This window comes from Nocardioides sp. F233 (assembly GCF_057813895.1).
Map to the genome: position 1 here is coordinate 17,153 of NZ_JBVASH010000011.1, position 23,874 is coordinate 41,026.

24 protein-coding genes are annotated in these 23,874 nt (G+C 72.0%); 14 read left to right on the top strand and 10 right to left on the bottom strand.

What is annotated here, in order from left to right:
- Positions 1 to 5 precede the first annotated feature (5 nt).
- The 3 genes from gap to ACZYRU_RS26335 all read left to right on the top strand — a co-directional run bounded on the left by gap (position 6) and on the right by ACZYRU_RS26335 (position 2,619).
- A complete protein-coding gene (gene gap / locus ACZYRU_RS26325) occupies positions 6 to 1,004 on the top strand; it encodes a type I glyceraldehyde-3-phosphate dehydrogenase (protein ID WP_488960072.1) in 999 nt (332 codons plus the stop codon).
- A gap of 90 nt (positions 1,005 to 1,094) precedes the next feature.
- Positions 1,095 to 1,550, top strand: a complete 456-nt coding sequence (locus ACZYRU_RS26330; protein ID WP_488960073.1) for a MerR family transcriptional regulator — start codon at positions 1,095 to 1,097, stop codon at positions 1,548 to 1,550.
- 13 nt (positions 1,551 to 1,563) lie between these two features.
- A complete protein-coding gene (locus tag ACZYRU_RS26335; protein ID WP_488960074.1) occupies positions 1,564 to 2,619 on the top strand; it encodes an NAD(P)-dependent alcohol dehydrogenase in 1,056 nt (351 codons plus the stop codon).
- Here the strand turns inward: ACZYRU_RS26335 and ACZYRU_RS26340 are convergent.
- The gene (locus tag ACZYRU_RS26340) at positions 2,616 to 3,494 is read right to left on the bottom strand and encodes a LysR family transcriptional regulator (RefSeq protein ID WP_488960075.1); all 879 of its coding nucleotides are present in this window, start codon (positions 3,492 to 3,494) and stop codon (positions 2,616 to 2,618) included. The genes ACZYRU_RS26335 and ACZYRU_RS26340 overlap by 4 nt on opposite strands.
- A gap of 82 nt (positions 3,495 to 3,576) precedes the next feature.
- On the opposite strand from ACZYRU_RS26340, the gene ACZYRU_RS26345 reads away from it, so the two are divergent.
- The 6 genes from ACZYRU_RS26345 (at position 3,577) to ACZYRU_RS26370 (ending at position 10,487) form a co-directional block, all read left to right on the top strand.
- Positions 3,577 to 4,836, top strand: a complete 1,260-nt coding sequence (locus ACZYRU_RS26345) for an MFS transporter (protein ID WP_488960076.1) — start codon at positions 3,577 to 3,579, stop codon at positions 4,834 to 4,836.
- A gap of 36 nt (positions 4,837 to 4,872) precedes the next feature.
- Complete coding sequence (locus tag ACZYRU_RS26350) at positions 4,873 to 6,267, top strand: phospholipase D-like domain-containing protein (protein ID WP_488960077.1); 1,395 nt, start codon at positions 4,873 to 4,875, stop codon at positions 6,265 to 6,267.
- 45 nt (positions 6,268 to 6,312) lie between these two features.
- On the top strand, positions 6,313 to 6,948 hold the full coding sequence (locus tag ACZYRU_RS26355) for an ABC transporter ATP-binding protein (RefSeq protein WP_488960078.1): 636 nt from the start codon (positions 6,313 to 6,315) through the stop codon (positions 6,946 to 6,948).
- Positions 6,949 to 6,955: 7 nt separating this feature from the next.
- On the top strand, positions 6,956 to 8,443 hold the full coding sequence (locus ACZYRU_RS26360) for a DUF6297 family protein (RefSeq protein ID WP_488960079.1): 1,488 nt from the start codon (positions 6,956 to 6,958) through the stop codon (positions 8,441 to 8,443).
- Between the two features lie 74 nt (positions 8,444 to 8,517).
- Positions 8,518 to 9,255, top strand: coding sequence for an SDR family oxidoreductase (locus tag ACZYRU_RS26365; protein ID WP_488960080.1), 738 nt, complete (start codon positions 8,518 to 8,520; stop codon positions 9,253 to 9,255).
- Positions 9,256 to 9,269: 14 nt separating this feature from the next.
- Positions 9,270 to 10,487, top strand: coding sequence for an acetyl-CoA C-acetyltransferase (locus ACZYRU_RS26370; RefSeq protein ID WP_488960081.1), 1,218 nt, complete (start codon positions 9,270 to 9,272; stop codon positions 10,485 to 10,487).
- A 175-nt stretch (positions 10,488 to 10,662) separates the two neighbouring features.
- On the opposite strand, the gene typA is transcribed toward ACZYRU_RS26370, so the two are convergent.
- Complete coding sequence (gene typA, locus ACZYRU_RS26375; protein WP_488960082.1) at positions 10,663 to 12,567, bottom strand: translational GTPase TypA; 1,905 nt, start codon at positions 12,565 to 12,567, stop codon at positions 10,663 to 10,665.
- A 66-nt stretch (positions 12,568 to 12,633) separates the two neighbouring features.
- Here typA and ACZYRU_RS26380 point away from each other — a divergent pair, with 66 nt between their 5' ends.
- On the top strand, positions 12,634 to 13,323 hold the full coding sequence (locus ACZYRU_RS26380; RefSeq protein ID WP_488960083.1) for an aspartate/glutamate racemase family protein: 690 nt from the start codon (positions 12,634 to 12,636) through the stop codon (positions 13,321 to 13,323).
- 61 nt (positions 13,324 to 13,384) lie between these two features.
- Here the strand turns inward: ACZYRU_RS26380 and ACZYRU_RS26385 are convergent, their stop codons facing one another.
- Genes ACZYRU_RS26385 through ACZYRU_RS26395 form a run of 3 tightly spaced genes read right to left on the bottom strand, consistent with a single transcriptional unit; the run spans position 13,385 to position 15,048 of the window.
- Positions 13,385 to 13,639 carry a PqqD family protein gene (locus tag ACZYRU_RS26385; protein WP_488960084.1) on the bottom strand — a complete coding sequence of 85 codons (255 nt, stop codon included), beginning with the start codon at positions 13,637 to 13,639 and terminating at the stop codon, positions 13,385 to 13,387.
- Entirely contained in the window at positions 13,632 to 14,597 is a 966-nt protein-coding gene (locus ACZYRU_RS26390; RefSeq protein WP_488960085.1) for a hypothetical protein, read from the bottom strand. Before ACZYRU_RS26390 ends, ACZYRU_RS26385 begins: the two co-directional genes overlap by 8 nt.
- Positions 14,598 to 14,613: 16 nt before the next feature.
- Entirely contained in the window at positions 14,614 to 15,048 is a 435-nt protein-coding gene (locus tag ACZYRU_RS26395; RefSeq protein WP_488960124.1) for a lasso peptide biosynthesis B2 protein, read from the bottom strand.
- A 265-nt stretch (positions 15,049 to 15,313) separates the two neighbouring features.
- On the opposite strand from ACZYRU_RS26395, the gene ACZYRU_RS26400 reads away from it, so the two are divergent.
- On the top strand, positions 15,314 to 16,420 hold the full coding sequence (locus tag ACZYRU_RS26400) for a nucleotidyltransferase family protein (protein ID WP_488960086.1): 1,107 nt from the start codon (positions 15,314 to 15,316) through the stop codon (positions 16,418 to 16,420).
- Here ACZYRU_RS26400 and ACZYRU_RS26405 read toward each other — a convergent pair.
- On the bottom strand, positions 16,407 to 17,156 hold the full coding sequence (locus ACZYRU_RS26405) for an SDR family NAD(P)-dependent oxidoreductase (RefSeq protein WP_488960087.1): 750 nt from the start codon (positions 17,154 to 17,156) through the stop codon (positions 16,407 to 16,409). The two genes, ACZYRU_RS26400 and ACZYRU_RS26405, sit on opposite strands and share 14 nt — an antisense overlap.
- A 91-nt stretch (positions 17,157 to 17,247) precedes the next feature.
- Here ACZYRU_RS26405 and mshA point away from each other — a divergent pair, with 91 nt between their 5' ends.
- Genes mshA through ACZYRU_RS26420 form a run of 3 tightly spaced genes read left to right on the top strand, consistent with a single transcriptional unit; the run spans position 17,248 to position 19,843 of the window.
- Positions 17,248 to 18,528, top strand: a complete 1,281-nt coding sequence (gene mshA, locus ACZYRU_RS26410; protein WP_488960088.1) for a D-inositol-3-phosphate glycosyltransferase — start codon at positions 17,248 to 17,250, stop codon at positions 18,526 to 18,528.
- Entirely contained in the window at positions 18,525 to 19,004 is a 480-nt protein-coding gene (locus tag ACZYRU_RS26415) for a type III secretion system chaperone family protein (RefSeq protein WP_488960089.1), read from the top strand. The genes mshA and ACZYRU_RS26415 overlap by 4 nt, the downstream gene beginning before the upstream one ends.
- Positions 19,001 to 19,843, top strand: a complete 843-nt coding sequence (locus ACZYRU_RS26420; protein ID WP_488960090.1) for an isocitrate lyase/PEP mutase family protein — start codon at positions 19,001 to 19,003, stop codon at positions 19,841 to 19,843. Before ACZYRU_RS26415 ends, ACZYRU_RS26420 begins: the two co-directional genes overlap by 4 nt.
- A gap of 25 nt (positions 19,844 to 19,868) precedes the next feature.
- Here ACZYRU_RS26420 and ACZYRU_RS26425 read toward each other — a convergent pair whose 3' ends face one another.
- From ACZYRU_RS26425 to ACZYRU_RS26440, 4 genes are all read right to left on the bottom strand, one after another.
- On the bottom strand, positions 19,869 to 20,693 hold the full coding sequence (locus tag ACZYRU_RS26425) for a hypothetical protein (RefSeq protein WP_488960091.1): 825 nt from the start codon (positions 20,691 to 20,693) through the stop codon (positions 19,869 to 19,871).
- Positions 20,694 to 20,782: 89 nt separating this feature from the next.
- Positions 20,783 to 22,033, bottom strand: a complete 1,251-nt coding sequence (locus ACZYRU_RS26430) for a hypothetical protein (RefSeq protein ID WP_488960092.1) — start codon at positions 22,031 to 22,033, stop codon at positions 20,783 to 20,785.
- A gap of 188 nt (positions 22,034 to 22,221) precedes the next feature.
- Positions 22,222 to 23,424 carry an RNA polymerase sigma factor gene (locus ACZYRU_RS26435; RefSeq protein ID WP_488960093.1) on the bottom strand — a complete coding sequence of 401 codons (1,203 nt, stop codon included), beginning with the start codon at positions 23,422 to 23,424 and terminating at the stop codon, positions 22,222 to 22,224.
- Positions 23,421 to 23,834 (bottom strand): YciI family protein, encoded by a 414-nt coding sequence (locus tag ACZYRU_RS26440; protein ID WP_488960094.1) that lies wholly within the window; start codon positions 23,832 to 23,834, stop codon positions 23,421 to 23,423. Before ACZYRU_RS26440 ends, ACZYRU_RS26435 begins: the two co-directional genes overlap by 4 nt.
- Between the last annotated feature and the right edge of the window lie 40 nt (positions 23,835 to 23,874).

Sequence of the window (23,874 nt, forward strand, 5' to 3'; positions counted from 1 at the left end):
CCCCCATGACTGTTCGTGTTGGCGTCAACGGATTCGGTCGGATCGGCCGCAACTTCTTCCGCGCGGTGCGCGCGAGCGGTGCGGACATCGAGATCGTCGGTGTCAACGACCTGACGGACACCGCGACCCTGGCCCACCTGTTGAAGTACGACTCGATCCTCGGTCCCCTCGATGCCGAGGTCGGGGCGAGCGAGGGTGCGATCCATGTCGGTGGTGCGGACATCAAGGTCTCCGCCGAGCGCGATCCGGCCGCCCTGCGCTGGGGCGACCTCGGCGTCGACGTCGTGGTGGAGTCGACCGGCTTCTTCACCGATGCCACCAAGGCGCGTGCTCACGTGGACGGTGGGGGAGCGAAGAAGGTGATCATCTCCGCGCCGGCCTCGAACGAGGACGTGACGATCGTGATGGGCGTCAACGACCACGTCTACGACCCGGCCGCACACACCGTCATCTCCAATGCGTCGTGCACGACCAACTGCCTGGCGCCGATGGCGAAGGCACTGCACGACGGGCTCGGGATCGTCAGCGGGCTGATGACCACGGTGCACGCCTACACCGCGGACCAGAACCTGCAGGACAACATCCACAAGGACCTGCGCCGTGCGCGGGCGGCGGCGATCAACATCGTGCCGACCTCGACCGGTGCGGCGAAGGCGATCGGGCTGGTGCTGCCCGAGCTCAAGGGTCGGCTCGACGGGTACGCGCTGCGGGTCCCGACGCCGACGGGCTCGTTGACCGACCTGTCGTTCGAGGCCACGCGGGAGACCAGTGTGGAGGAGGTCAACGCGATCGTGAAGGCGGCTGCCGACGGCCGGTACCTCGTGTACTCGACCGACCCGATCGTGTCGTCTGACATCGTCACGAACCCGGCCTCGTGCATCTTCGACGCGCCGTTGACCAAGGTGATCGGCAACCAGGTCAAGGTGGCGGGCTGGTACGACAACGAGTGGGGCTACTCCAACCGCCTGGCGGACCTCATCGGCCACGTCGGCGCCGCCCTCTAACTGCCCTGCTCCCGTCATGGAGCGGGTGAACGGTCGCGCGGGCCAGGGCACCTTTGACTTCAAGTACTTGAAGTTCCTAGCCTCGGCGACGTGGGCACACGAACCGCTGGGCGGACCTTCTCCATCAAGGAGGCGGCCGCCCTGACCGGGCTCCCTGCGAGCACGCTGCGCTACTACGAGTCGGTCGGGGTGGTCGCGCCCGTCGGTCGTTCGGCGAGCAGCGGGCACCGGGTCTACACGGAGGGCGACCTCGACGTGCTGACCTGGGTCGCGTGCCTCAACGCGACGGGCCTGTCGATCAGCGACATGAGGCAGTACGTCGAGAACGGCGCGAAGGGCGCGGCAGCAGCGGACCAGCAGGTCGCGCTGCTCGTCGCCCAGCGGGACCGTCTGGCGGCGGAGGCCGAGCAGCTCGCCGTACGACGTCGCTACGTGCAGCTCAAGATCGACTACTGGCAGGCCGTGGCCGATGGCGACAAGGACCGGGCGAGTGCCCTGTCCGATGACGCGCTCGCCCTCGCCGACTCACTCAAGAAGACCCCCTGACGAGGAGAAGACCATGACCTACGACCGCACCGCTGTGACCGCCTGGGCCGCGCCGGCCAGCAAGGCGCCGCTCGAGCGCACCACCATCGAGCGCCGCGAGGTCGGCGCGAACGACGTCCTCATCGCGATCGAGTACGCCGGAATCTGCCACTCCGACATCCACACCGTCCGTGGGGACTGGGGGCCGCAGCCGTTCCCGGTCGTGCCGGGACACGAGATCGTCGGCATCGTCACCGAGACCGGCTCCGGCGTGACCCGCCACCGGGTCGGGGACCGGGTGGGCGTCGGGTGCCTGGTCAACGCGTGCCGCGAGTGCGTCAACTGCCTGCGGGGTGAGGAGCAGTTCTGCCTGAACGGCAGCGTCGGCACGTACGCTGCCACGGACCGAGACGGCTCCACCACGCAGGGCGGCTACTCGACGCACGTGGTGGTCGACGCGAACTTCGTGCTGTCCGTTCCTGCCGGTCTCGACCCCGCGGCCGCCGCGCCGCTGCTGTGCGCCGGCATCACGACGTACTCGCCGCTCAAGCGGTGGGGCGCGGGTCCCGGCAAGAAGGTGGCGGTCCTCGGCCTCGGTGGACTGGGCCACATGGCGGTGAAGATCGCCCATGCGATGGGCGCCGAGGTGACGGTGCTGTCGCAGTCGCTGAAGAAGCAGGAGGACGCCGAGCGCCTCGGCGCCGACCGCTACTACGCGACCGCCGACCCGACGACCTTCGCGGTGCTCGCCGGCGAGTTCGACCTCATCATCAACACGGTGAGCGTCAGCCTCGACATGAACGCCTACCTCCGCCTGCTCGCCGTCGACGGTGCCATCGTCAACGTCGGCGCCCCGCCGCGGCCGTTCAGCGTCGCGGCGATGTCGCTGATCTACGGCCGGCACACGCTCGCCGGCTCGATGATCGGCGGTATCGCCGAGACCCAGGAGATGCTCGACTTCTGCGCCGAGCACGGCATCGGCTCGGAGATCGAGGTGATCGCCGCCGACACCGTCAACGAGGCGTACGAGCGGGTGCTGGCCTCCGACGTGCGCTACCGCTTCGTCATCGACGCCGCGACGATCGGCTAGCGGCCGTAGGGCGCGTGCGCGGCCACGTGGTCGCGCAGACGCGTCGCAACGGGCGCGAGCGGGCGGTCGGTGCGCCAGGTGAGGCCGATCGTCCGCCGCGCTCGCGGGTTGCGGATCCGCAGCCCGATCGTGCCGGACACGCCGGCCATCGTCTCCGGGACGATCGCGACACCGAGACCGGCGGCGACCAGTCCCTCGATGGTGGCGAGGTCGGCGCTCTCGAAGGAGACCGGAGGAGCGACGCCCGCGTCGGCGAGCAGGCCGTCGACCAGCGAGCTGTGGCCGAAGCCGGGCGGCGTGGTCACCAGGTCGTCGTCGGCGAGCTCGGCCAGGTCGACCAGCTTGCGCTCGCGCAGCCGGTGGGTGGGGCCGACGGCCACGACCAGTCGCTCCTCCTGCAGGGGTACCCACGCGAAGTCGCCGGGTGGTCGCGCGGACATGATGGCGAGCTCGGCCGCGCCGGTCGCCAGGTCGCGCATCATGTCGTGGCCCGGCTCCTGGGTCAGCTCGACCCGGACCAGCGGCGCCTGTTCGTGGAAGCCGCGCAGGATCTGCGGGACCAGCGAGGTCGCGATCGAGTCGAGGAACGCCAGCCGCACGATGCCGCGCTCCGGGTCGTGCCGGGTGCCGAGCTCGTGACGCAGCTGCTGGTAGCGGCCCAGCACCTCCCGCGCCGTGGCCACGACGAGCTCGCCGTCGGGCGTGGTGACCAGGCCGTGGGGGACCCGCTCGAACAGGCGGACGCCCAGCTCCTCCTCGACGCGGGCCAGCGCACGGGAGAGCGTCGGCTGGCTGACGCCGAGCACCGAGGCCGTGTCGGTGACGTGCTCGTTGTCGGCCAGCGCCACGATCCACTCGAGGTCGCGTACCAGCACGAGAGCCATCATACGTAGAACGCATGGAGATCTACGTCCAAGGACATTGGACGTATGTGACTGGACGGCGCACCCTGATCCGGTGAGCACGAAGGGAACACTCGAGCAGCCCGCACTCGAGACGGTCGGACACCTCCCCGGCAGCGCGGGATACCGCCGGATCATGGCAGCGATGTTCGCCGCCGGCATGGCGACCTTCGTCCTCCTCTACGCGACCCAGGCGCTGCTGCCCGAGCTCCACACGACCTTCCAGGTCAGCCCGACCCAGGCGACGCTGAGCATGTCGCTGACCACTGCCGGCCTCGCGCTCGGCCTGCTCGTCGCCGGTCCGGCGTCGGAGGTCGTGGGCCGTACGCCGCTGATCGTCGGCTCCACCTGGGCCGCGACCCTCGTGGCGTGCCTGACGCCGTTCGCCCCGTCCTGGCAGTCGTTCCTGGGCCTGCGGCTGCTCGAGGGCGTCGTGCTCGCGGGCCTGCCGGCCGTCGCGACGGCGTACCTGCGTGAGGAGCTGCACGCCAACGCGCTGGCGAAGGCGACCGGTCTGTACATCGGAGGTACGGCGCTCGGTGGCATGGCCGGCCGCCTGCTGACCGCCCCCGTCGCCGACGTCGCCGGCTGGCGGTGGGCGATGGCCAGCGCCGCCGTGTTCGCCCTCGGCTGCGCCGTCGCGGTCACCGTCGCCCTGCCTGCCTCCCGGAACTTCACGCCCCGGCCTCGCGGCGGCACCGAGCTCCGGTCCATGGCCCGGGTGGCACTCACCGACCCGGCGCTGCGCAGTCTCTACCTGCTCGGCGCCTGCGCGGTCGGCACCCTGGTCGCGGTCTTCAACGCCCTCGGCTTCCGGCTGACCTCCGCGCCCTTCCACCTGAGCCTGGGTGCGATCAGCCTCCTCTACCTCGTCTACCCCCTCGGCACCGTCAGCTCGACCGTCTCGGGTGCCCTCGCCGACCGGTTCGGCCGACGCGCGGTGCTGCCCTCGGGGTGCGCACTGGCGGTCCTCGGCGTCCTGCTCACGGTGCTCCCGTCGCTGGCGGCGATCGTCGTCGGCCTGGCCTGCCTGACCGCCGGATTCTTCGTGATGCACGGCCTCGCCAGTGGCTGGGTGGCTGTCCGGGCTCACCTGGCCGGTGCGAGCGCGAGCCAGGCGGCGGCCTTCTACCTGTGCTCCTACTACATCGGCTCGTCGGTGTTCGGCAGCCTCGGCGGCAGCGCCTGGTCGACGTACGGATGGGGTGGCGTGGGTCTCCTCGCACTGGCGCTCCTCGCCTGCGCCGGGGCGGCGACCGCGCGGCTGCGCCGGATCCCGGTACTTCCCGGTTCAGCGCTCCCCGCCCTTGGGTAGTGTCCATGCGACAGCTGGGCCGATCGAGGGGGATTCGTGAGCGTGGGGACTGCGTGGGGGATGGCGGCGACGGGCCGTAGGACGCGGACGCGACTGGCGGCGGGCCTGGCCCTGCTGCTCGCCCTGACGGTGCTGGTCGCCGGTCACGGCAGCCTGACGCCCGCCGAGGCGGCCCCCGCGGCCGCCATCACCGCACGGGTGACGGCCGAGAAGCCGAACCCGGCGTACGTCGTCAAGCCCGGCATCACCTTCAACCACCCCTTCCGCAACGGTCAGCGCGGCAAGATCCAGCGCAAGATCGTCAAGACGCTCAAGAACGTCCCGGCGGGTGGCCAGGTCCGGGTGATCACCTGGAACTTCGACTCGCCGTACCTCGCGCACAAGTTCATCGCTGCCCACGAGCGCGGCGTCACGGTGCAGATCATCATGTCCCGCGGTCTCGCCCGCTCCCAGGGCGGCAACCTGGCCCGCTCCTATCCGATGATGCTGCGCGCCTTCGCGAGCGGCAACAAGGACCGGCCCAAGGAGCTGCAGAGCTGGATCCGCACCTGCAACCAGACCTGCCGCGGCAGGAAGGGGTCGATGCACTCCAAGCTGATGCTGGTCAACCGCTCGGGGGCGACCAACTGGATCGTGATGCAGGGCTCCGGCAACTTCACCGGCGCGGCCGCCGTCCAGCAGTTCAACGACTGGACCACGGTCACCGAGAACCAGGCGCTGTACGACGGCTGGATGACCATGTGGAACCAGGCGGTGCAGGACAGGAACTTCCCGGCGCTGAGGTTCACGACCGGCAACGTCACCACGATGTTCGCGCCGCACCGGCGCGAGATCGACCCGGCGCTGAGCGTGCTCAACAAGGTGCAGTGCACCGGCGCCACCAACACGGCGAGCGGCCGCACCAAGGTGCGCATCGCCAACGCCGTGTGGGGCGAGGCGAGAGGCGCCAGGATCGCGCGGAAGGCCCGTCAGCTCGACCGTGCCGGCTGCGACGTCGAGATCGTCTTCATGATGATGCAGCGCCACATCCGCGGGATCCTCAAGGGCATGCGGGCCAAGCAGATGGTCTACATCACCGGTCTGACGGCCAACAAGTTCAAGGACCGCTACGTCCACATGAAGGGCCTCGCCGTGCAGGGCAACGTCGACGGCCGCACCGACGGCAACGTCGTGCTCTCCAGCAGCGAGAACTGGACCCAGCTCGGCTGGCACTCCGACGAGGAGAACATCATCATCCGCGGCGACGCGGCGATGACGCAGAAGTACGTCGACCACGTCGACCTCATCTACCGGGAAGCGCCGCGCACGCTCGCGAACTACGTGAACTCCGCGGACCCCGACCCGACCCCGCGGCCGGACCGGTACGCCGACCAGGGCTACCTCGGGCCGAAGGACTACCCGTTCCACGAGCTCGAGGCCGAGCTGGACTGAGGGTTGCCGGGGCCCCGGGCTGGGGGCGCCTGCCATCCTGATCGGGTGAGCGGATCGGTCCTGTCGGTGCGCGGGCTCGCGCGCTCGTTCGGTGAGCACCGGGTCCTCGCGGACCTCGACCTCGAGGTCCGCGCCGGGACGGCCGCGGTGCTGGTGGGGCCCAACGGCGCGGGAAAGTCCACGGCACTGCGGTGCATCACCGGCGCGGATCAGCCGGATGCCGGCACCGTCGAGGTGCTGGGGGAGCCGCTCGACGAGCGGTCCCCGACGATCCGGGCGGCGATGGCCGTGGTCATGGACGACCTCGACTTCTTCCCGGACCTCACGGTGGTCGAGCACCTCGACCTCTTCGCCCGTGCGCATCGCACGCCGGACGCCGACGCCGTCGTCGACGACGTGCTCGACGAGGTCGGGCTGACCGCCCAGTCCGGCCAGCTGCCGACGTCCCTCTCCTCGGGCCAGCGTCGCCGGCTGGCCCTGGCCAGCGCCTTCGTCCGGCCGCGGCGGTTGCTCGTCCTCGACGAGCCCGAGCAGCGGCTCGACCAGGAGGGCCTGGCCTGGCTGGTCGAGCGCTTGCTCGCCGAGAAGGCGGCTGGACTGGCGATCGTGCTGGCCAGCCACGCGCCCACGCTCGTGGAGGCGGTCGCCGACGACGTGGTCAGCCTGGCGCGCCTCTCGTGAGGACGCCGTGAGGTCGACCGAGGCGGCCGAGCTCCGGGCCGACATCCGCTTCTGGCGGCGCAGCCGCCGCACGCTGTCGCTCGGGGAGGCGCTGCAGGACCTGTACATCGGCGCCTTCGCGGTGCTGATGCTCGGCTCGATGCTGGTGAGCGTCCTGGTGAACCTCTCCGACGTCGGCGACCGAGCCTGCGTGGCGTCCGACTGCGCCGCAGCCCGGTCCCTGCTGCCGTGGCTGGTCGTCGGCACGCTCCTCGCAATGCTGTGGTCGCTGGCCCGGATGGTCGGCCCGGTCGCGGTCAGTCCCGGAGTGGCCGCCTGGCTGTTGCCGAGCCCGGTCGACCGCGGCGAGCTGCTCCGCGGCCGAGCCAGGGGTACGACGCTCCTGGCCGCGGCGCTCGTCGCCCCGGTCGCTGCCGGCTCGGCAGTCCTGGCGGGGTACGGCGTCGGCGGCCTGGCGCTGTTCTCGGCGGGCGCGGCCGCGCTGGCGTCGTACGGCGTCGGGGCGCTGGTGCACGCCCAGGCGTCGGCACGTCCACGGCACCCGGCGCAGCTGCTCGGGCCGGTCAGCCTGCTGGCCGTGGGAGCCGGCCTGGCCGCGATCGCGGCGTCCCGGGCTCCCGAGGCCACTGCAGGGCCGGCCGCGCAGGTGGCGTCCCTGGTCGCCATCGGGCTGCTCGCCGCCGGCGTGGTGGCGCTGCTGGTCCGTGCCCGCGTGCTCACCGCCCGCCTGCGCCGGCGCGACGTGGCGCCGGGCGGCGTCCTGGTCCCGGGGCTGGGTGGCGCGCTGGCCACCCTCGACCTGGCCCTGATGTTCGACGTGCTCGTCGCGCACGCGAGCAGTCGGCGCGGCTCGCTGCGGCCGCGGCGCGGAGGTCCGTCCGGCCTCGCCGCCCTGGCCTGGCGCGACGTGATCCGGCTGCGCCGCCAGCCGGGTCGCCTGGTGCTGCTGGCGGGCTCCCTCGTCGTCCCGTACGCCGTCGCCGCGGTCGGCGGCCGGGTCGTGGTGGTGCTCGTCGAGGTCGTCGTCTGCTTCGTCCTCGTGGTGCCGTTCCTGGTCGCGCTGCGGGTGCTGACCCGGTCCTCGGGCATGGCCCGGATGTTCCCGACCGGGCTGGGGCCGACGCGGGCGGCGGCGGTCGTCGTACCGGGGGCGCTGCTGGCCCTGCACGGCCTGCTCAGTGCACCCGCGCTGCACCGCACCCTCACGGCGCCGGCGGGCGACCTGGCCCTGCTCGGTGCCGCGTCCGGCATCGGCGGGCTGGCGGCGGGCGTGCGGTGGGTGACCGGCCGGCCACCCGACTACGGCCGCCCGCTGGTCTCCACGCCGGCCGGGGGAGTCCCGACGAACCTCTACGGCAGCGTGCTGCGTGGCGTCGACATCGCCGTCCTGACCGCCCTGCCGATGCTGCTCAGCCCGACGTCGGGTGGTGCGCTCGCCTCGCTCGTGGTGTCGGTGGGCGTCATCGGCTACCTGTGCAGCAGGCGGTCAACCTAGCACTTGCTTGGTTCATCCCTTATGATCCTCCTTCGGAGGACAACGAAAGGGATTCCGTGGCGTACAGCATCGACATGACCGGCCAGGTGGTCCTCGTGACCGGCGGGGGCAAGGGCGTCGGCGACGGCATCGTCCATGCGTTCCTCGAGGCCGGTGCGACGGTGGAGATCTGCGGGCGGAGCACGCCGGACTCCCTGCGGGACGGTGTGCACTTCTCATCCGTCGACGTGCGCGAGCCCGAGCAGGTCACGGCGTGGGTCGAGGACGTCGTACGCCGCCACGGCCGGATCGACGTCGCGGTCAACAACGCCGGCGGTGCGCCCTTCGCGCAGTTCGACGCAGGCTCGCCGCGCTTCCACGCGAAGATCAACGACCTCAACTTCATGTCCGCGGTCTACGTCGGCCTCGCGGTGCGTCCGCACCTGAAGGAGACCGGCGGGTCGATGGTCAACATCACCTCGATCTCCGCGCGCCGCTCGAGCCCCGGCACCGCCGTGTACGGCGCCGCGAAGGCAGCCCTCGAGAGCCTCACCGCCAGCCTCGGCGTCGAGTGGGCGCCCGAGGTCCGCGTGAACGCGGTCAGCTGCGGCCTGGTCGAGACGCCCGGCTCGGTCGACCACTACGGCGACGCGGCGCAGTTCGCCGCGGTCGCCGCCACCATCCCGCGGGGCGTCTTCGCCACGCCGCTCGAGGTCGGACAGGCCTGCGTCTTCCTGTCCTCGCCGCTGGCCACCCACATCACCGGAGCCGTCCTCAACGTCGACGGCGGCGGCGAGTGGCCCGCCTTCCTCCAGCACACCCCCAACGCCTGAAACAGGAGCTCTCCGTGCCCGAAGCAGTCATCGTCTCCGCCGCCCGCTCGCCGATCGGCCGCGCCTACAAGGGCTCGCTGCGCGAGATGCGGCCCGACGACCTGGCCGCCCAGATGGTCGACGCGGCGCTGTCCGCCGTACCCGAGCTGGACCGCACCCTCGTCGAGGACCTGATGATGGGCTGCGCGCAGCCCGCCGGTGAGCAGGGCTACAACATCGGCCGCATGGTCGCGATGCGCCTGGGCCTCGACGGCGTCCCCGGCACCACCGTGCACCGCTACTGCGCGTCGTCGCTGCAGGCCACCCGGATGGCACTGCACGCCATCCGCGCCGGTGAGGGCGATGTCTTCGTCGCGGCCGGCGTCGAGACCGTGTCCCGCTTCCAGTTCGGCAAGGCCGACGGCATGCCGGACACCCGCAACCCGCTGTACGCCGAGGCCGCCGAGCGCGCCGCGGCCAAGGCGCTGGCCCGCGAGCCGTGGGTCGACCCGCGCTCGCTCGGTGAGCTCCCGGACGTCTACCTCGCCATGGGCGAGACCGCCGAGAACGTCGCCCGCTACTGCAACGTCTCCCGCGAGGCGCAGGACGAGTACGCCGTCCGCAGCCAGAACCTCGCCGAGGCCGCCGCCCAGCGCGGCTTCTGGAAGACCGACATCACCCCGGTCACCCTCGCCGACGGCACCGTCGTCGACACCGACGACGGCCCGCGCGCCGGGGTCACCCTGGAGAAGGTCGCCTCGATGGCGCCGGTCTTCCACCCCGAGGGCACCGTCACCGCCGCGAACTGCTGCCCGCTCAACGACGGCGCCGCCGCGCTCGTCATCATGAGCGACACCCGCGCCGCCGAGCTCGGCATCACGCCGCTGGCCCGCGTCGTCTCGACCGGCGTCTCGGCGCTGAGCCCCGAGATCATGGGCCTGGGCCCGGTCGAGGCCAGCCGCCAGGCGATCGCCCGCGCCGGCCTGTCCGTCGGTGACATCGACCTCGTCGAGATGAACGAGGCCTTCGCTGCCCAGGTGCTGCCGTGCATCGACCAGCTCGGCCTCGACCTCGACCGGGTCAACGTCAACGGCGGCGCGATCGCGCTCGGCCACCCGTTCGGCTCCACCGGTGCCCGGATGGCCACGACGCTCATCCACGGCCTGCAGGAGCGCGACGCGCAGTTCGGTCTCGAGACCATGTGCGCCGCCGGCGGCCAGGGCATGGCGATGGTGCTCGAGCGCCTGAGCTGAGGCTCGTCCGTGATCAATCCGATCGATCGAGCGGTTCGATCACCGGTGAGCCCCGTCTCCCCGATCAACCGGCTCGATCGATCGGATTGATCACCCCGCAAACGCCAGACCCCGCCCCGGGAAACCCGAGGCGGGGTCTGGAACGTTGTCGCCGCCGTACGACGGCGGGCGGGTGCTACTTGTTGGCCTTCTTGGCGCGGCTGGTGATCTTGGCGCGCTCGTTGGCGTCGAGGATCACCTTGCGGATCCGGACGGTCTCGGGCGTGATCTCCACGCACTCGTCCTCGCGGCAGAACTCCAGGCACTGCTCCAGCGACAGCTTCTTCGGCGGGATGAGCTTCTCGAAGTTGTCGGAGGTGGCGGACCGGATGTTGGTCTGCTGCTTCTCCTTGGTGATGTTGACGTCCATGTCGTCGGCGCGGGAGTTCTCGCCGATGATCATGCCCTCGTAGACCTCGGTGGTCGGCTCGACGAACATCACGCCGCGCTCCTGCAGGGACGTCATGGCGTACGCCGTCGCGACACCCGAGCGGTCCGCGACGAGCGAGCCGGAGTTGCGGGAGCGGATCTCGCCGGCCCACGGGAAGTAGCCCTCGGAGATGTGGTGGGCGATACCGGTGCCACGGGTCTCGGTGAGGAAGTCGGTGCGGAAGCCGATCAGGCCACGGGCGGGGACGACGAACTCCATGCGCACCCAGCCGGTGCCGTGGTTGGTCATGCCCTCCATCCGGCCCTTGCGGTTGGCGAGCAGCTCGGTGATGGTGCCGAGGAACTCCTCCGGCGCGTCGATGGTGAGCCGCTCGAACGGCTCGTGCACCTTGCCGTCGACCACGCGGGTGACGACCTGCGGCTTGCCGACGGTGAGCTCGTAGCCCTCGCGGCGCATCTGCTCGACCAGGATGGCCAGCGCCAGCTCGCCGCGGCCCTGGACCTCCCACGCGTCGGGGCGCTCGGTGGGCAGGACGCGGAGCGAGACGTTGCCGATCAGCTCGGAGTCGAGGCGGTCCTTGACCAGGCGGGCGGTGACCTTGTGGCCCTTGCCGCCCTTGCCGACGAGCGGGGAGGTGTTGGTGCCGATGGTCATCGAGATGGCCGGCTCGTCGACGTGGATGAGCGGCAGCGCCACCGGGTTCTCCGGGTCGGCGAGGGTCTCGCCGATCGTGATCTCCGGGATGCCCGCGACGGCCACGATGTCACCGGGGCCCGCGGACTCGCCGGGCTTGCGCTCGAGGCCCTCGGTGATGAGCAGCTCGGTGATCTTGACGTTCTTGACACCCCCGTCGCGCTGCATCCAGGCGACCTGCTGGCCCTTCTTCAGGTTGCCCTGCTTGATGCGCAGCAGCGCGAGGCGACCCAGGAAGGGGGAGGCGTCGAGGTTGGTCACGTGGGCCTGGAGCGGCGCGCCCTCGTCGTACTCCGGCGCGGGGATGGTCTCGAGGATGGTGCGGAAGAGGGGCTCGAGGTCGCTGCCCTCGGGCAGGGTGCCGTTCTCGGGCTTGGTGAGCGAGGCGATGCCGGCCTTGCCCGAGGCGAAGACGACGGGGAAGTCGAGCGCGTCCTGGCTGTGGTTCTCGTCGAGCAGGTCCATGAACAGCTCGTAGGTCTCGTCGACGACCTCGTCGATCCGGGCGTCGCCACGGTCGGTCTTGTTGACCACGAGGATCACCGGCATGTCGGCGTTGAGCGCCTTGCGCAGCACGAAGCGGGTCTGGGGGAGCGGGCCCTCGGACGCGTCGACCAGCAGCACGATGCCGTCGACCATCGACAGGCCGCGCTCGACCTCGCCACCGAAGTCGGCGTGGCCGGGGGTGTCGATGATGTTGATGACCATGTCGCCGTCGGCCATCTCCTGCGCGGAGGGGCCGCGGTAGTGGACCGCGGTGTTCTTCGCGAGGATGGTGATGCCCTTCTCGCGCTCGAGGTCGCCGGAGTCCATCACGCGCTCGGCGACGCCCTCGGCCTGGTGCGCGCTGAAGGCACCGGCCTGGTGCAGCATCGCGTCGACGAGGGTCGTCTTGCCGTGGTCGACGTGGGCGACGATGGCGACGTTGCGGAGATCGGTACGACGAGTCTGGGACACGAGGGTTCAGCCTACTTGCGTCGGACCGTCCGTCTCGCATCGTCGCGATGACCCTAGACTCTGCGCATGCAGACCATCGGCCTCGTCGGCGGCATGTCCTGGGAGAGCAGTGCGGCGTACTACGAGGCGCTGAACCGCGGTGTCGAGCAGCGTCTCGGCGGCTTCCACTCGGCCCAGAGCGTGATGGCGTCGGTCGACTTCGCCGAGGTCACCCGGCTCCAGGAGGCCGAGGACTGGGACGGCGTCGCCGCCATCCTGCGCGCCGCTGCCGAGTCGGTCGAGCGCGCCGGCGCCGACTTCCTGATGCTCTGCACCACGACCTTCCACCGGGTCGCCGAGCAGGTCCAGGACGCGGTCTCGATCCCGCTCCTGCACCTCGGCGACGTCGTCGCCGAGGCCTGCAAGGCGGAGGGCGTCGAGAGCGTCGCCCTCCTCGGCACCAAGTTCGCGATGTCGCGCACCTTCTTCACCGACCGCATCGCCCGGCACGGCCTGTCGGTGATCGTCCCCGACGCGGTGCACCACGACGAGCTGAACCGGATCATCTACGACGAGCTGGTGCACGGGAAGGTCGTCGACGACTCCCGCCGCGCCGTGGTCGGCATGATCAGCGAGGCCTGGGACGCCGGCGCCGGTGGCGTCATCCTCGGCTGCTCCGAGCTGGAGCTGCTCATCCGCCAGGCGGACTCCGAGATCCCCGTCTTCCCCTGCACCACGCTGCACGTCACGGCCGCGTTGGACCGCGCGCTCGCCTGAGCTCGAGGCGCATGAACTGCATCCCCGGCGTGACCGGTGGGGCCAGAGTGACGCCCGCCGGCTAGGACGCGGCGAGCACCATCCGCTTGTCGCGGAGCTGGCCGAGGAAGGCCACGACGTCGCCGCGGCACAGCTCGGCGGTGACGTCGTACTCCGCGGCGACCAGCGCGCACAGCTCCGTCAGGTCGCGCGGCTCGGCGAGGTGGCGCCACAGGCTCGCGGCGACCCCCTTGACGGAGTAGTACTCGCCCTGGTCCATGCCCATCATCACGAACTCCTCGCCCATCTCCACGGCGTGGAGGGCGGGATCACGCACCCACCGTTCGGGCCGGTCTGCTCGTCGCATGGTTCTCCTCTCGGATCGCGCGCCGACCCGAGGGCGCATCGTGGATGGTGGTGGTGCGGATGTCGGCGAGGATCGCGTCGGCGGACGCCGCGACCGAGTCGACTCCCTGGGGCCGGTCGACCCGTGTGAGGCGGGCGGTGCGGGCCAGGTCGGCGCTTCGCGCGAGGTGGGTACGGCGCAGCTCGCCGACGAGGACCTCGTTGCGGTAGCTGTGCTCGTGCAGGCTGGCGAAGGCTGCCGCCCCCGTGACGGGTACGACGCGCAGCGGGCCGTCGTACCGGTCGAGGACGTAGATCCAGCGGATGGGCACCGGTGCCGGTGATCCGGAGCGGTCCAGCGGCACGTGGAACTTCTCGTACCGGTCGTTGACGCGGTCCAGGCCGGAGGAGGGGACGCCGAGGCGGTCCAGGGCGTCCTGCCAGAGCTTGATCCGCGGCCAGCCGGGGATCGCGCGGCCGGCGGCGTCGACGGGTACGACGTCGTCGCTGAGGACCAGGTGTCCGCGGCGGTGCATCTCGGCGGCGAGCGTGGACTTGCCGGCGCCGGAGTGCCCGAGGACGACCGCGCAGCCTCCGTCGACGACGAACGCGTTGCCGTGCAGGACGAGCAGGCCGCGCTGGGTGAGCAGGCAGCCGAGGGCGGAGCCGAGCAGGAACAGTCGCAGCGCGTCGTCGGTCGCGCCGGGAGCGGGCTCGACGGTGATCAGGCAGCCGCGCTCGCACGCGTAGCGGCCGACCTCGGGTACGTCGATCCCGATCCGCTCGCCGTCGACCCACAGTCCCCGCGGGAGCAGCACGGCGTCCGCCGAGGCAGGCGCGACCGGTCCGAGCCGGACGAGCACGTCGGGACGTCCAGGAGGAGCGGACTCACGTGCCAGGTCGGGCAGCGGGAGCTCGCTGTCGATGAGGAGTCCGTAGCCGGCGTACATGGGCGGGGTCCCGGGCCTAGGGCTGCCAGCTGAAGCTGCCGACCGGGGTCCAGTCGCGCACGGAGCCGCCGGTGACGGTGACGGTGCCGACGGTGACCCAGGCGTGCGCGAGGAGCTCACCGGCGTCGCCGCGCAGCAGGCCGAAGACGACGGTGTGCGGCACCCGTGCGCCGCGCAGCAGGATGCGCGCGGTCAGGGCCTGCGGGTAGCAGTCGGACGTCCACGGTGTCCGCGTGGCGGCGTACCGGACCGCCCGCCCGACCGCCCGGGCGCGCGCGAGGTCTCGCGCCGACGCGTCCGGAGGCGCCGGGGGCCCTGCGGCGCCCGGTGCGGCCGGCTCGCCGAGGAGGCGACGTACGGCACCGAACGGCAGGACGACCGTCAGCAGCCGCGTGGCGCCCAGCAGGCACCACGCGACCGCCGTGGCAAGGCTGAACCTCGGAGAGGTCAGCTGCCGAGCCCGAGGGTGATGTCGATGTCGATGTCGATGCCCTGCGTCGCCGTGACGCTCAGGGTCTCCAGGACGGGTGCAACGTAGGTCAGCTTCATGCGAGCTCCTAGGGGGTGCAGGACGGAGGGAGGGAGTGCTCCGTCAGCGGTGCAACGCAACTGTGCGCCCGCAGGACACGCCTCGGGTGGTGGTTCGCCGGATTTTTAACCTTCCGGGCCAGTCCGTTCCCCCGCCGCCGCCGCGGGCCGCGTGCCACGCTCACGCCGTGACCGCAGCCGCGCTCGACCTGCTCTGCCGCCTGGTGAGCAGCGCGCTCGCGGCCGAGGAGGGGCGGACGATCACCCCCGTCCCGCTCGGTGACGTGCCGGTGCGCGACCTCCTCGACGCCGTACGACGACACCGGGTCCCCGAGGTCCTCGGCTCCCGTGCCGGCGAGCTGGGACTGCCCGTCGAGGTGGTCCGGGTCCTCGACGCGATGGTCGCGGGCTCGCGCCAGCGCCACCTGGTGCACACTCTCGAGACGGTTCGCGCCTGGCGGCTCCTCGACGCGGCCGGGATCGAAGCGGCCGTGTTCAAGGGGATCCCGCTGTCGGTGGTGACGACCGGGCGCCCGGACTCACGCGGCGCGGGCGACGTCGACCTGCTGGTCCGGCCACAGGCGGCCGCCGAGGCGCACCGGCTGCTGACCACCACCGGCTGGGCGCTGCACGAGCAGGGCCGGATCGAGCCGGGCATGTGGGCCTGGCGGCACGTGCTGCGCTGGGGCCACACGCTGACCTACCTCGGCGCGGGCGCCGACGTCGACCTGCACTGGCGGCTCGACGCCATGCCCGGCGCCCAGCCGGACACCGATGATCTGCTGGCCCGTCGTACGACGGTCGAGGTGGGCGGTGCCCAGGTCCCGACCCTCGCGCCCGCCGACGCGTTCCGGCACCTCGCCGGGCACCGCGAGGGCTGGATCTGGCTGCGCACCCTCGTCGACCTGCGTCGGCTGGCCCGCGACCCCGCGGTCTTCGCCCAGGACCTGCCCGTGCCGGCGCTCACCTCGCTGGCCGCGGCCCGCGCGACGGTGGGCCTGCCGGACGCCGTACCGGACCGGGTGCTGGCCGCCCTCGACCGGATCCCCGACGCCGCGCTGGCCCGGGCGCGCGCCCACCACGAGCTGCCGGTCGCACTCTTCGGCGGCGCCGGCACCGGGCGCGAGGTCCGCAACGGCATGGCATCGGTACGGCGCCCGCGGGACCTCCAGCAGCTGGCCGTCACCCTGGTGCTGCCCCCGCACGCGGCCCTGCCGATCCGCTCGGCCACCGCCTGGGGTGGTGTGCCCCGCGCCTTCGCGCTGCGGACCAGGCGTCTGGTCAGTCGCCGATGACCCGGTGCACCTTGTGCGCAGCGGCCTGGGCGCGCGGCTTGATGACCAGCTCGTCGATGTTGACGTGCGCGGGCCGGGTGGCGACCCAGGTGATCGCGTCCGCGACGTCGTCGGCCACCAACGGCTCCGCGACCCCGGCGTAGACCGCGTCCGCGCGGGCCTGGTCGCCGTCGAACCGGGTGAGCGCGAACTCGTCGGTGCGGACCATCCCCGGCGCCACCTCGCAGACCCGGACCGGCTGGTCGAACAGCTCGAGGCGCAGCGTCTCGGTGACGACCTTGGTGCCGTGCTTGGCGGCCGTGTAGCCCGCGCCGCCCTCGTAGGCGATGCGGCCCGCGGTCGAGCCGACGTTGACGATCACGCCCGCCCCGCTGGCCACGAGCGCCGGCAGCAGGGCCTTGGTCACCTGCATCAGGCCGAGCACGTTGACGTCGTACATCCGGCGCCACTCGTCAACGTCCGCCTCGGCGACGGGGGACAGCCCGAAAGCGCCGCCTGCGTTGTTGACCAGGACGTCCAGCCGCGGACCGACCGCGGCGGCGAGCCCGGCCACCGACTCCGGGGAGGTCACGTCGCAGACGACGGCCCGGCCGCCGATCTCGGCGGCGAGCGCCTCGATCCGGTCGGTACGCCGCGCGGCACAGACCACCTCGAAGCCCTCGCGGGCGAGGTGGCGGGCGGTGGCGGCGCCGATACCGCTCGAGGCACCCGTGACGACGGCGAGGCGGGAGGTCATGGACCCCATCTTGGTGGATCGGGAATGCCGGGCACACTGGCAGGGTTGACCGATTGACCAGCAACAGGTGGAGCGACCAGCAGGAGGCGCGATGGGGGAGTCGGCGATCGGCCGGGTCGCGATGATCAGCCTGCACACCTCGCCGCTCGACCAGCCGGGCACGGGGGACGCGGGCGGCATGAACGTCTACGTCGTCGAGCTCGCCCGGCGCCTGGCCGAGCAGGGCACCGCGGTCGACATCTTCACCCGCGCGACCAGCTCCCGGCTCGACCCCGTCGTCCACGTCCGTGACGGCGTGACCGTGCACAACGTGCACGCGGGGCCGTTCGAGGGATTGACGAAGGACCAGCTGCCCGGCCAGCTGTGCGTGTTCGCCCGCGAGGTGCTGCGCGCCGAGGCCGCGCACCCCGCCGGCCACTTCGACGTCGTCCACTCCCACTACTGGCTCTCCGGCCAGGTCGGTGCGCTGGCCCGCGACCGCTGGGGCGTCCCGCTCGTCCACTCGATGCACACCATGGCCAAGGTCAAGAACGAGGCGCTGGCCGCGGGCGACACCCCCGAGCCGCAGGCTCGCGTGATCGGCGAGGAGCAGGTCGTCGAGGCCGCCGACGTGCTCATCGCCAACACCGACCTCGAGGCCAAGCAGCTGATCAACCTGTACGACGCCGACCCGGGCCGCGTCGAGGTCGTCCACCCCGGCGTCGACACCGACGTCTTCCGCGCCCGCACGTCCGCCGAGCGGTCCCGGGCCCGACGCGAGCGCGATCTCGCCGACGACGCCCTGGTCCTGCTCTTCGCCGGCCGGATCCAGCCCCTCAAGGCCCCCGACGTGCTGCTGCGCGCCGTCGCCGAGCTGCTCGTCCGCCGCCCGGACCTGCGCTCGCGACTGGTCGTGCCTGTCGTCGGTGGCCCGTCCGGCAGCGGTCTCGAGCGCCCGACCGCGCTCGCCAACCTGGCCGCCGAGCTGCGCATCGACGACGTCGTCCGGTTCGTGCCGCCCGTGCCCCAGCACGAGCTCGCCGGCTGGTACGCCGCGTCCACGCTCGTCGCCGTCCCGTCCTACAACGAGTCCTTCGGCCTGGTTGCCGCCGAGGCACAGGCCTCGGGTGCGCCGGTCGTGGCTGCCGCCGTCGGTGGGCTGACCACCGTCGTCCGCGACGGCCGGAGCGGGCTTCTGGTCGACACCCACGAGCCGCACGACTGGGCGCTCGCGCTGGAGCGCGTGGTGGCCGACCCGTCGTACCGCGACCGCCTGGCCGCCGGCGCGCTCGAGCAGGCCCGTCAGTTCTCGTGGGAGGCGACCGCCGCCCACACCGTGGAGGTCTACGAGCGCGCCCACGCGCTCCTGCGGCAGGAGGCCCGCGTCGGATGAGTCCTGCGGACGTCGTACGCACCTGGCTCGAGGACAACGAGATCGGGTTCGAGGAGACCGAGGAGGGCACGTTCAGCTTCTCGCTCCCGGGTGAGAAGAAGCTGCAGACGCCCGTCCGTCTCGACCTCGGACCCCATGCGCTCGGCGTGCACGCCTTCGTGTGCCGCCGCCCCGACGAGGAGTTCGAGCGGGTCTACCGCTGGCTGCTCGAGCGCAACATGAAGATGTACGCCGTCGCGTTCGGCATCGACCACCACGGCGACATCTACCTCGACGCGCGCCTGCCGTTGTCCTCGGTGACGACCGACGACCTCGACCGGCTGCTCGGCTCGGTGCTGACCTACGCCGACGAGGCGTTCAACACCCTCCTCGAGCTCGGCTTCGAGTCGTCCATCCGCAAGGAGTGGGCGTGGCGGATCGAGCGTGGCGAGTCGACCGCCAACCTGGAGGCGTTCCGCGGGTGGCTCGAGCAGTGACGAGCATCGCGGAGCGTCGTACCTCGTTCCGGGCGCTCCACGAGCGCGGCTGCTTCGTGCTGCCGAACCCGTGGGACCGCGGCTCGGCCCGCTACCTCGAGCACCTCGGCTTCGCGGCGCTGGCCACGACCAGCTCCGGCGCCGCCTGGAGCCGCGGTCGCCCCGACGGCTCGACCACCCGCGACGAGGTGCTCGACCACCTCGCCGACATCGTCGCCGCGACCTCGCTGCCGGTGAACGCCGACTTCGAGGACGGGTACGGCGCCAGCGCCGACCAGGTCGCCGAGAGCGTCGCGCTCGCGGTCGGGACGGGCGTGGCCGGGCTCTCGATCGAGGACGCGACCGACGGCGTCACCCTCGACCTCGACGTCGCGGTCGAGCGGCTCACCGCAGCCCGGGAGGCGATCGACGCCAGCGGCCAGGACGTGCTGCTCGTGGGCCGGGCGGACGGCTTCTTCAACGGCAGCCCCGACCTCGCCGATATCCTGACCCGGCTCCGCGCCTTCGCCGCGGCCGGCGCCGACTGCCTCTACGCCCCGGGCATCAGCGACCCGGCCGCGATCCGGGCGATCGTCGAGGCGGTCGCGCCGAAGCCGGTCAACGTCCTCGTCGGTGGTGCGAGCCCGGTGACGGTCGCCGAGATCGCCGCGCTCGGCGTACGCCGGATCAGTGTCGGTGGTGCGCTGGCCCGGGCCGCCTGGGGCGGCTTCGAGGCTGCGGCGACCGATCTGGCGGAGGGCCGGTTCGACGGCTTCGAACGCGCCGTCGCGGGCGCCGACCTCAACGCGCTGTTCGCAACGCGGCCCGGCAACGGGCCGGAGGCGGACCAGCCGGGCTGATCCGCCTCCGGTGTCCCCGGTGGGCTCAGCGGCGGACTCGCCACTTCACGAGTGCCGGCACGGCCTCGAACTGGCCGTTCTCGCCGACCGAGCGAACCCGGACCTTGTGCTTGCCGGGCTTGAGGTGCTTGACCGTGAACGGCGACGTGCAGGCCTGCCAGGCCTTGTCGTCGGCCTTGCACTGGAAGGTGACGTTGGACTTGTTCGCGACGAAGGCGATGGTCGCCTTCCGCTGCTTGGTGACCTTCTTCGGCCTGCTCGTGATCGTCGTGACGCCGGGGGCGTCGTCGGTCGTGATGGTCAGCGAGAAGCCGCCCGCGAGCTGGCCCACGTCGCCACCGACGTCGTCGGTGGCGATGAGCGTCCAAGTGCCGTTGGCATTGCCGCCGTCGAAGGCGGACAGCGAGTCGGCGAAGGTGGTCCCGGCCGGCGGCACCTCGGTGGCGTCGACGTTGCTCGGTCGGTAGGTGCCGCTCGGGCAGGCCCCGGCGTCCGGCAGGGTCGTCCCCGCCTCGTCGTCGATGGTGAGGTTGACCCCGACCAGGTCGCCGGTGCCGCACACGTCCGACATGAGGCGGACCACCTGGTTGGACCCCGGCGCCCGAAGGAACAGGTCGAGGTCGTCGGGCCAGGTGTGGAAGACGTTGTTGAGGGCGACGTCGACATCGGTGATCCGCCCGGGCAGGTTGGCGACGTCGACCGTGGCGGTGGTGCTGCCGGCGTCGGGTACGGCGACGGCCGGCGGGTGCGTCACGGTGCGGACGGCCGCCAGCGTGGGGGCGGTGGTGGCGAGGCCGGCGAGGCCTCCGAGGGTGATGACGCCTGCGGTCATCAGCGCGAGTCGGCGCATGGCTGGAACCTTTCCGAGGGGGGTGCTGCTTGACCCCTCTCGGACCCGCGGACCCCCGGCCCTGATACGCCGGGTTTCTCAACCGCGACTCAGGGACGCACCTTCCACTTCACGACGGCCGGCGTCGGGTCGACCTTGCCGGAGCCGTCCATCGCGCGGACCCGCACCTTGTGCTTGGCCGCGGTGAGCTTCTTGAGCCTCAGCGGCGAGCTGCAGGCCTTCCACTTCTTCCGGTCGACCTTGCACTGGTAGCTCACGGCCTTGCTCGCGCCGTAGACGGTCGAGGTGAAGGCGATGGTGGCCTTGGCACTGGTGGTGGACTTCTTCGGCTTCGCGGTGATCGTCGTCTCGGGCGGTGCGTCGGTCGTGACCAGGAGCTGGACCCCGGTGATGTAGCCGACGTCGCCGTCCGAGTGGTCGAGCACGAAGAGCCGCCAGGTCCCGTTGGCGGGGGTGCCGTTGAAGACGCTCAACGACGTACCGCTCGCCGTGGTGGGCGCCGGGGCCGGCATCGGCGCACCGGGATTGGTGCCCACGCGGTAGGTGCCGGAGACGCACGGTCCGTTCATCGGCATCGGAGCGGCCGCCCCGTCGTCGAAGCGCCAGGTCACTGCGACGACGTCCTTCGAGTCGCAGGCCTCGGACGTCAGGACGACCGACGCCCCGCTCGGGCCGACCAGCATGATGTCGAGGTCGTCGGGATACGTGTGGGAGACGCCGCTGAGCACGACGTCGACATCGGTGATGCCGCCGGGGTGGCCGGTGATCGCGATGGGGTAGGGATAGGGATTGGCCGGGCCGGCGGTGAGGTCATCGGAACCGATGCTGATCGCGGGTGGTGGGCCGCTCGAGGTGATGGTCAGGGTGAAGCCGCCCTGGATCTCGCCGGGGTCACCTGCCGAGTCGTCGTACGCCCACAGCGTCCACTCCCCGTTGGGATTGATCCCGTCGAAGGCGGCGAGCGTGGGCCGCCACGTGCCGGCGCTCGGCAGGCTGTCGCTGGCGGTGTCCACGTTGGCGGGACGGTAGCTGCCGCTGACGCAGCTCGAGGTCGGCAGGGACGCGGCGGCCTCGTCGTCGAAGGTCAGCGTCGCGCCTGCCAGCGGCGTCGCGCTGGTTCCGCACACGTCGGACATCAGCGGCACGATGGCGTTGGCGTCCTCGGGCCCCTGGAGGTAGAGGTCGACGTCAGCGGGCCAGGCGTGGGCGATGTTGCTCACCCTGACGTCGACGTCGGTGACGACCCCACCCATGCCCGCCACCGTGATCGCTGAGGACTTGTGGCTCGCGTCCGGGATCGCGATGGGTGCGGGGTTGGTCTTCGTGCGGGAGTCGGCCATGGCCGGTCCGGACGGTGCGAGCACGGTGAGGCCGCTGGCGGTGACGAGACAGGCGGTGACGAGCGCGAGGCGACGGATGGCCGGTTCCTTCCAGAGATGGCTCGAGGCCCAGGGAAGGACGGCCCGAGAGAGGTCGACTCCATCTATAGGCCCCAGCGACGAGATTCGAGAGCCCTTCCCACATTTCTTTACCCGCCAGGTCGCTCCCTGGCGTCTCGGCCTCCCGCGTTGAGCCGGCTCGCCTGTCGGGTCAGGTGGTCCCGCTCGGCGACATTGGTCGCCCGCTCGGCGGCGATCCGGTACAGCCGGGCGGCCTCGTCGCAGTCGCCGGCTCGCTCGTGCAGCCAGGCCGCGACGGCGTCGCGGCGGGGCAGGTCGGCGGGCAGGCCCTCGACCTGGCGCAGGCCGGCGAGCGGCCCGTCGACCTCGCCGACCGCGACCGCTCGGTTGAGGGCGACCACCGGGCTCGGGGCCAGGCGCAGCAGCTCGTCGTACCACTCGAGGACCTGGGGCCAGTCGGTCTCCTCGGCGACGGAGGCGTCGTCGTGGAGCGCGGCGATCGCGGCCTGGGCCTGGTACTCGCCGAGCGCGTCGCGGGCCAGTGCGGCCTGCAGCACCTCGACTCCCTCGGCGATCATCGGGGTGTCCCACAGCGAGCGGTCCTGCTCGGCGAGCGGCACCACCGTCCCCGATGCGGTACGACGGGCGCGGCGCCGCGCGTGGTGCAGCAGCATCAGCGCGAGCAGGCCGTCGACCTCGGGATCGTCGGTCGCGGCGACCAGCTGCCGGGTCAGCCGGATCGCCTCCTCGGCGAGGTCGACGGTGCCGGTGAAGCCCTCGTTGAAGACCAGGTAGAGCACCCGGAGCACGGCGCCGACCTCGCCCGGCCGGTCGAAACGCTCGCCGCTGACCGTGCGCTTGGCGCGGCTGATCCGCTGCGCCATGGTCGCCTCCGGCACCAGGAACGCCTGCGCGATCTGGGCGGTCGTCAGTCCGCCGACCGCCCGGAGGGTGAGTGCGATCGCCGATGCCGGCGTGAGCGCCGGGTGGCAGCACCGGCTGAGCAGGAGCAGGGTGTCGTCGGCCTGCTCGGACGGGCCGGGCTCCGGCTCGAGGTGCACGCGCAGCTCCCGGCGCTCGCGGGCGTACGCCGAGCGCTGGGCGTCGACCAGCTTGCGGCCGGCGACCTTGACCAGCCACGCGCGGGGGCTGGCGGGCCACGTGTCCGGCTGGTCGGCCGGCCAGTGCCGCAGCGCCTCGATCAGGGCCTCCTGGACGGCGTCCTCGGCCGCCGCGAAGTCGGTTCCGCGGCGGACGAGGATGCCGAGCACCTGCGGCGTGAGGTCGCGCAGGAGCTCGCCCAGGTCCGGGTGGCCCTGGTGGTCGGTCATTCCGTGACGACCGGCGGCTCGCCGAGGAACGGGCGGACCTCGATCCACTCGTGGATGGGCTTCCCGCCGGCGCCGGGCGCCGAGGACAGCCGCGCGGCGGCCTCGTAGGCCCGCTCCTGGCTGTCGACGTCGACGATCATCCAGCCGGCGATCAGGTCCTTGGTCTCCGCGAACGGGCCGTCGGTGACCGGCGGGCGGCCCTCGCCGTCGTACCGGACGAAGGTGCCCTCCGGCGAGAGCGCCTGGCCGTCCACGAACTCGCCGCGGTCGCTGAGCTCGCTGGCGACCTGCTGCATGAACGCGACGTGTGCGGTGACCTCCTCGGGCGTCCACTGGTCCATCGGGACCAGCTCGTCCTTCGCGATCGCGTGGCTGCTGCGGTAGTGCTTGAGCAAGAGGTACTTCGCCATGGTGTTCTCCTCTGGTCCGAGACGGCCATCCTGCCGCCTT

Excerpts from the sequence above, each read along its gene's own strand:
- gap (WP_488960072.1), top strand. The coding sequence starts at position 6 with ATGACTGTTCGTGTTGGCGTCAACGGATTCGGTCGGATCGGCCGCAAC.
- ACZYRU_RS26335 (WP_488960074.1), top strand. The coding sequence starts at position 1,564 with ATGACCTACGACCGCACCGCTGTGACCGCCTGGGCCGCGCCGGCCAGC.
- ACZYRU_RS26365 (WP_488960080.1), top strand. The coding sequence starts at position 8,518 with ATGACCGGCCAGGTGGTCCTCGTGACCGGCGGGGGCAAGGGCGTCGGC.
- ACZYRU_RS26380 (WP_488960083.1), top strand. The coding sequence starts at position 12,634 with ATGCAGACCATCGGCCTCGTCGGCGGCATGTCCTGGGAGAGCAGTGCG.
- ACZYRU_RS26390 (WP_488960085.1), bottom strand. The coding sequence starts at position 14,597 with ATGTACGCCGGCTACGGACTCCTCATCGACAGCGAGCTCCCGCTGCCC.
- ACZYRU_RS26405 (WP_488960087.1), bottom strand. The coding sequence starts at position 17,156 with ATGACCTCCCGCCTCGCCGTCGTCACGGGTGCCTCGAGCGGTATCGGC.
- mshA (WP_488960088.1), top strand. The coding sequence starts at position 17,248 with ATGGGGGAGTCGGCGATCGGCCGGGTCGCGATGATCAGCCTGCACACC.
- ACZYRU_RS26415 (WP_488960089.1), top strand. The coding sequence starts at position 18,525 with ATGAGTCCTGCGGACGTCGTACGCACCTGGCTCGAGGACAACGAGATC.
- ACZYRU_RS26425 (WP_488960091.1), bottom strand. The coding sequence starts at position 20,693 with ATGCGCCGACTCGCGCTGATGACCGCAGGCGTCATCACCCTCGGAGGC.
- ACZYRU_RS26430 (WP_488960092.1), bottom strand. The coding sequence starts at position 22,033 with ATGGCCGACTCCCGCACGAAGACCAACCCCGCACCCATCGCGATCCCG.
- ACZYRU_RS26435 (WP_488960093.1), bottom strand. The coding sequence starts at position 23,424 with ATGACCGACCACCAGGGCCACCCGGACCTGGGCGAGCTCCTGCGCGAC.
- ACZYRU_RS26440 (WP_488960094.1), bottom strand. The coding sequence starts at position 23,834 with ATGGCGAAGTACCTCTTGCTCAAGCACTACCGCAGCAGCCACGCGATC.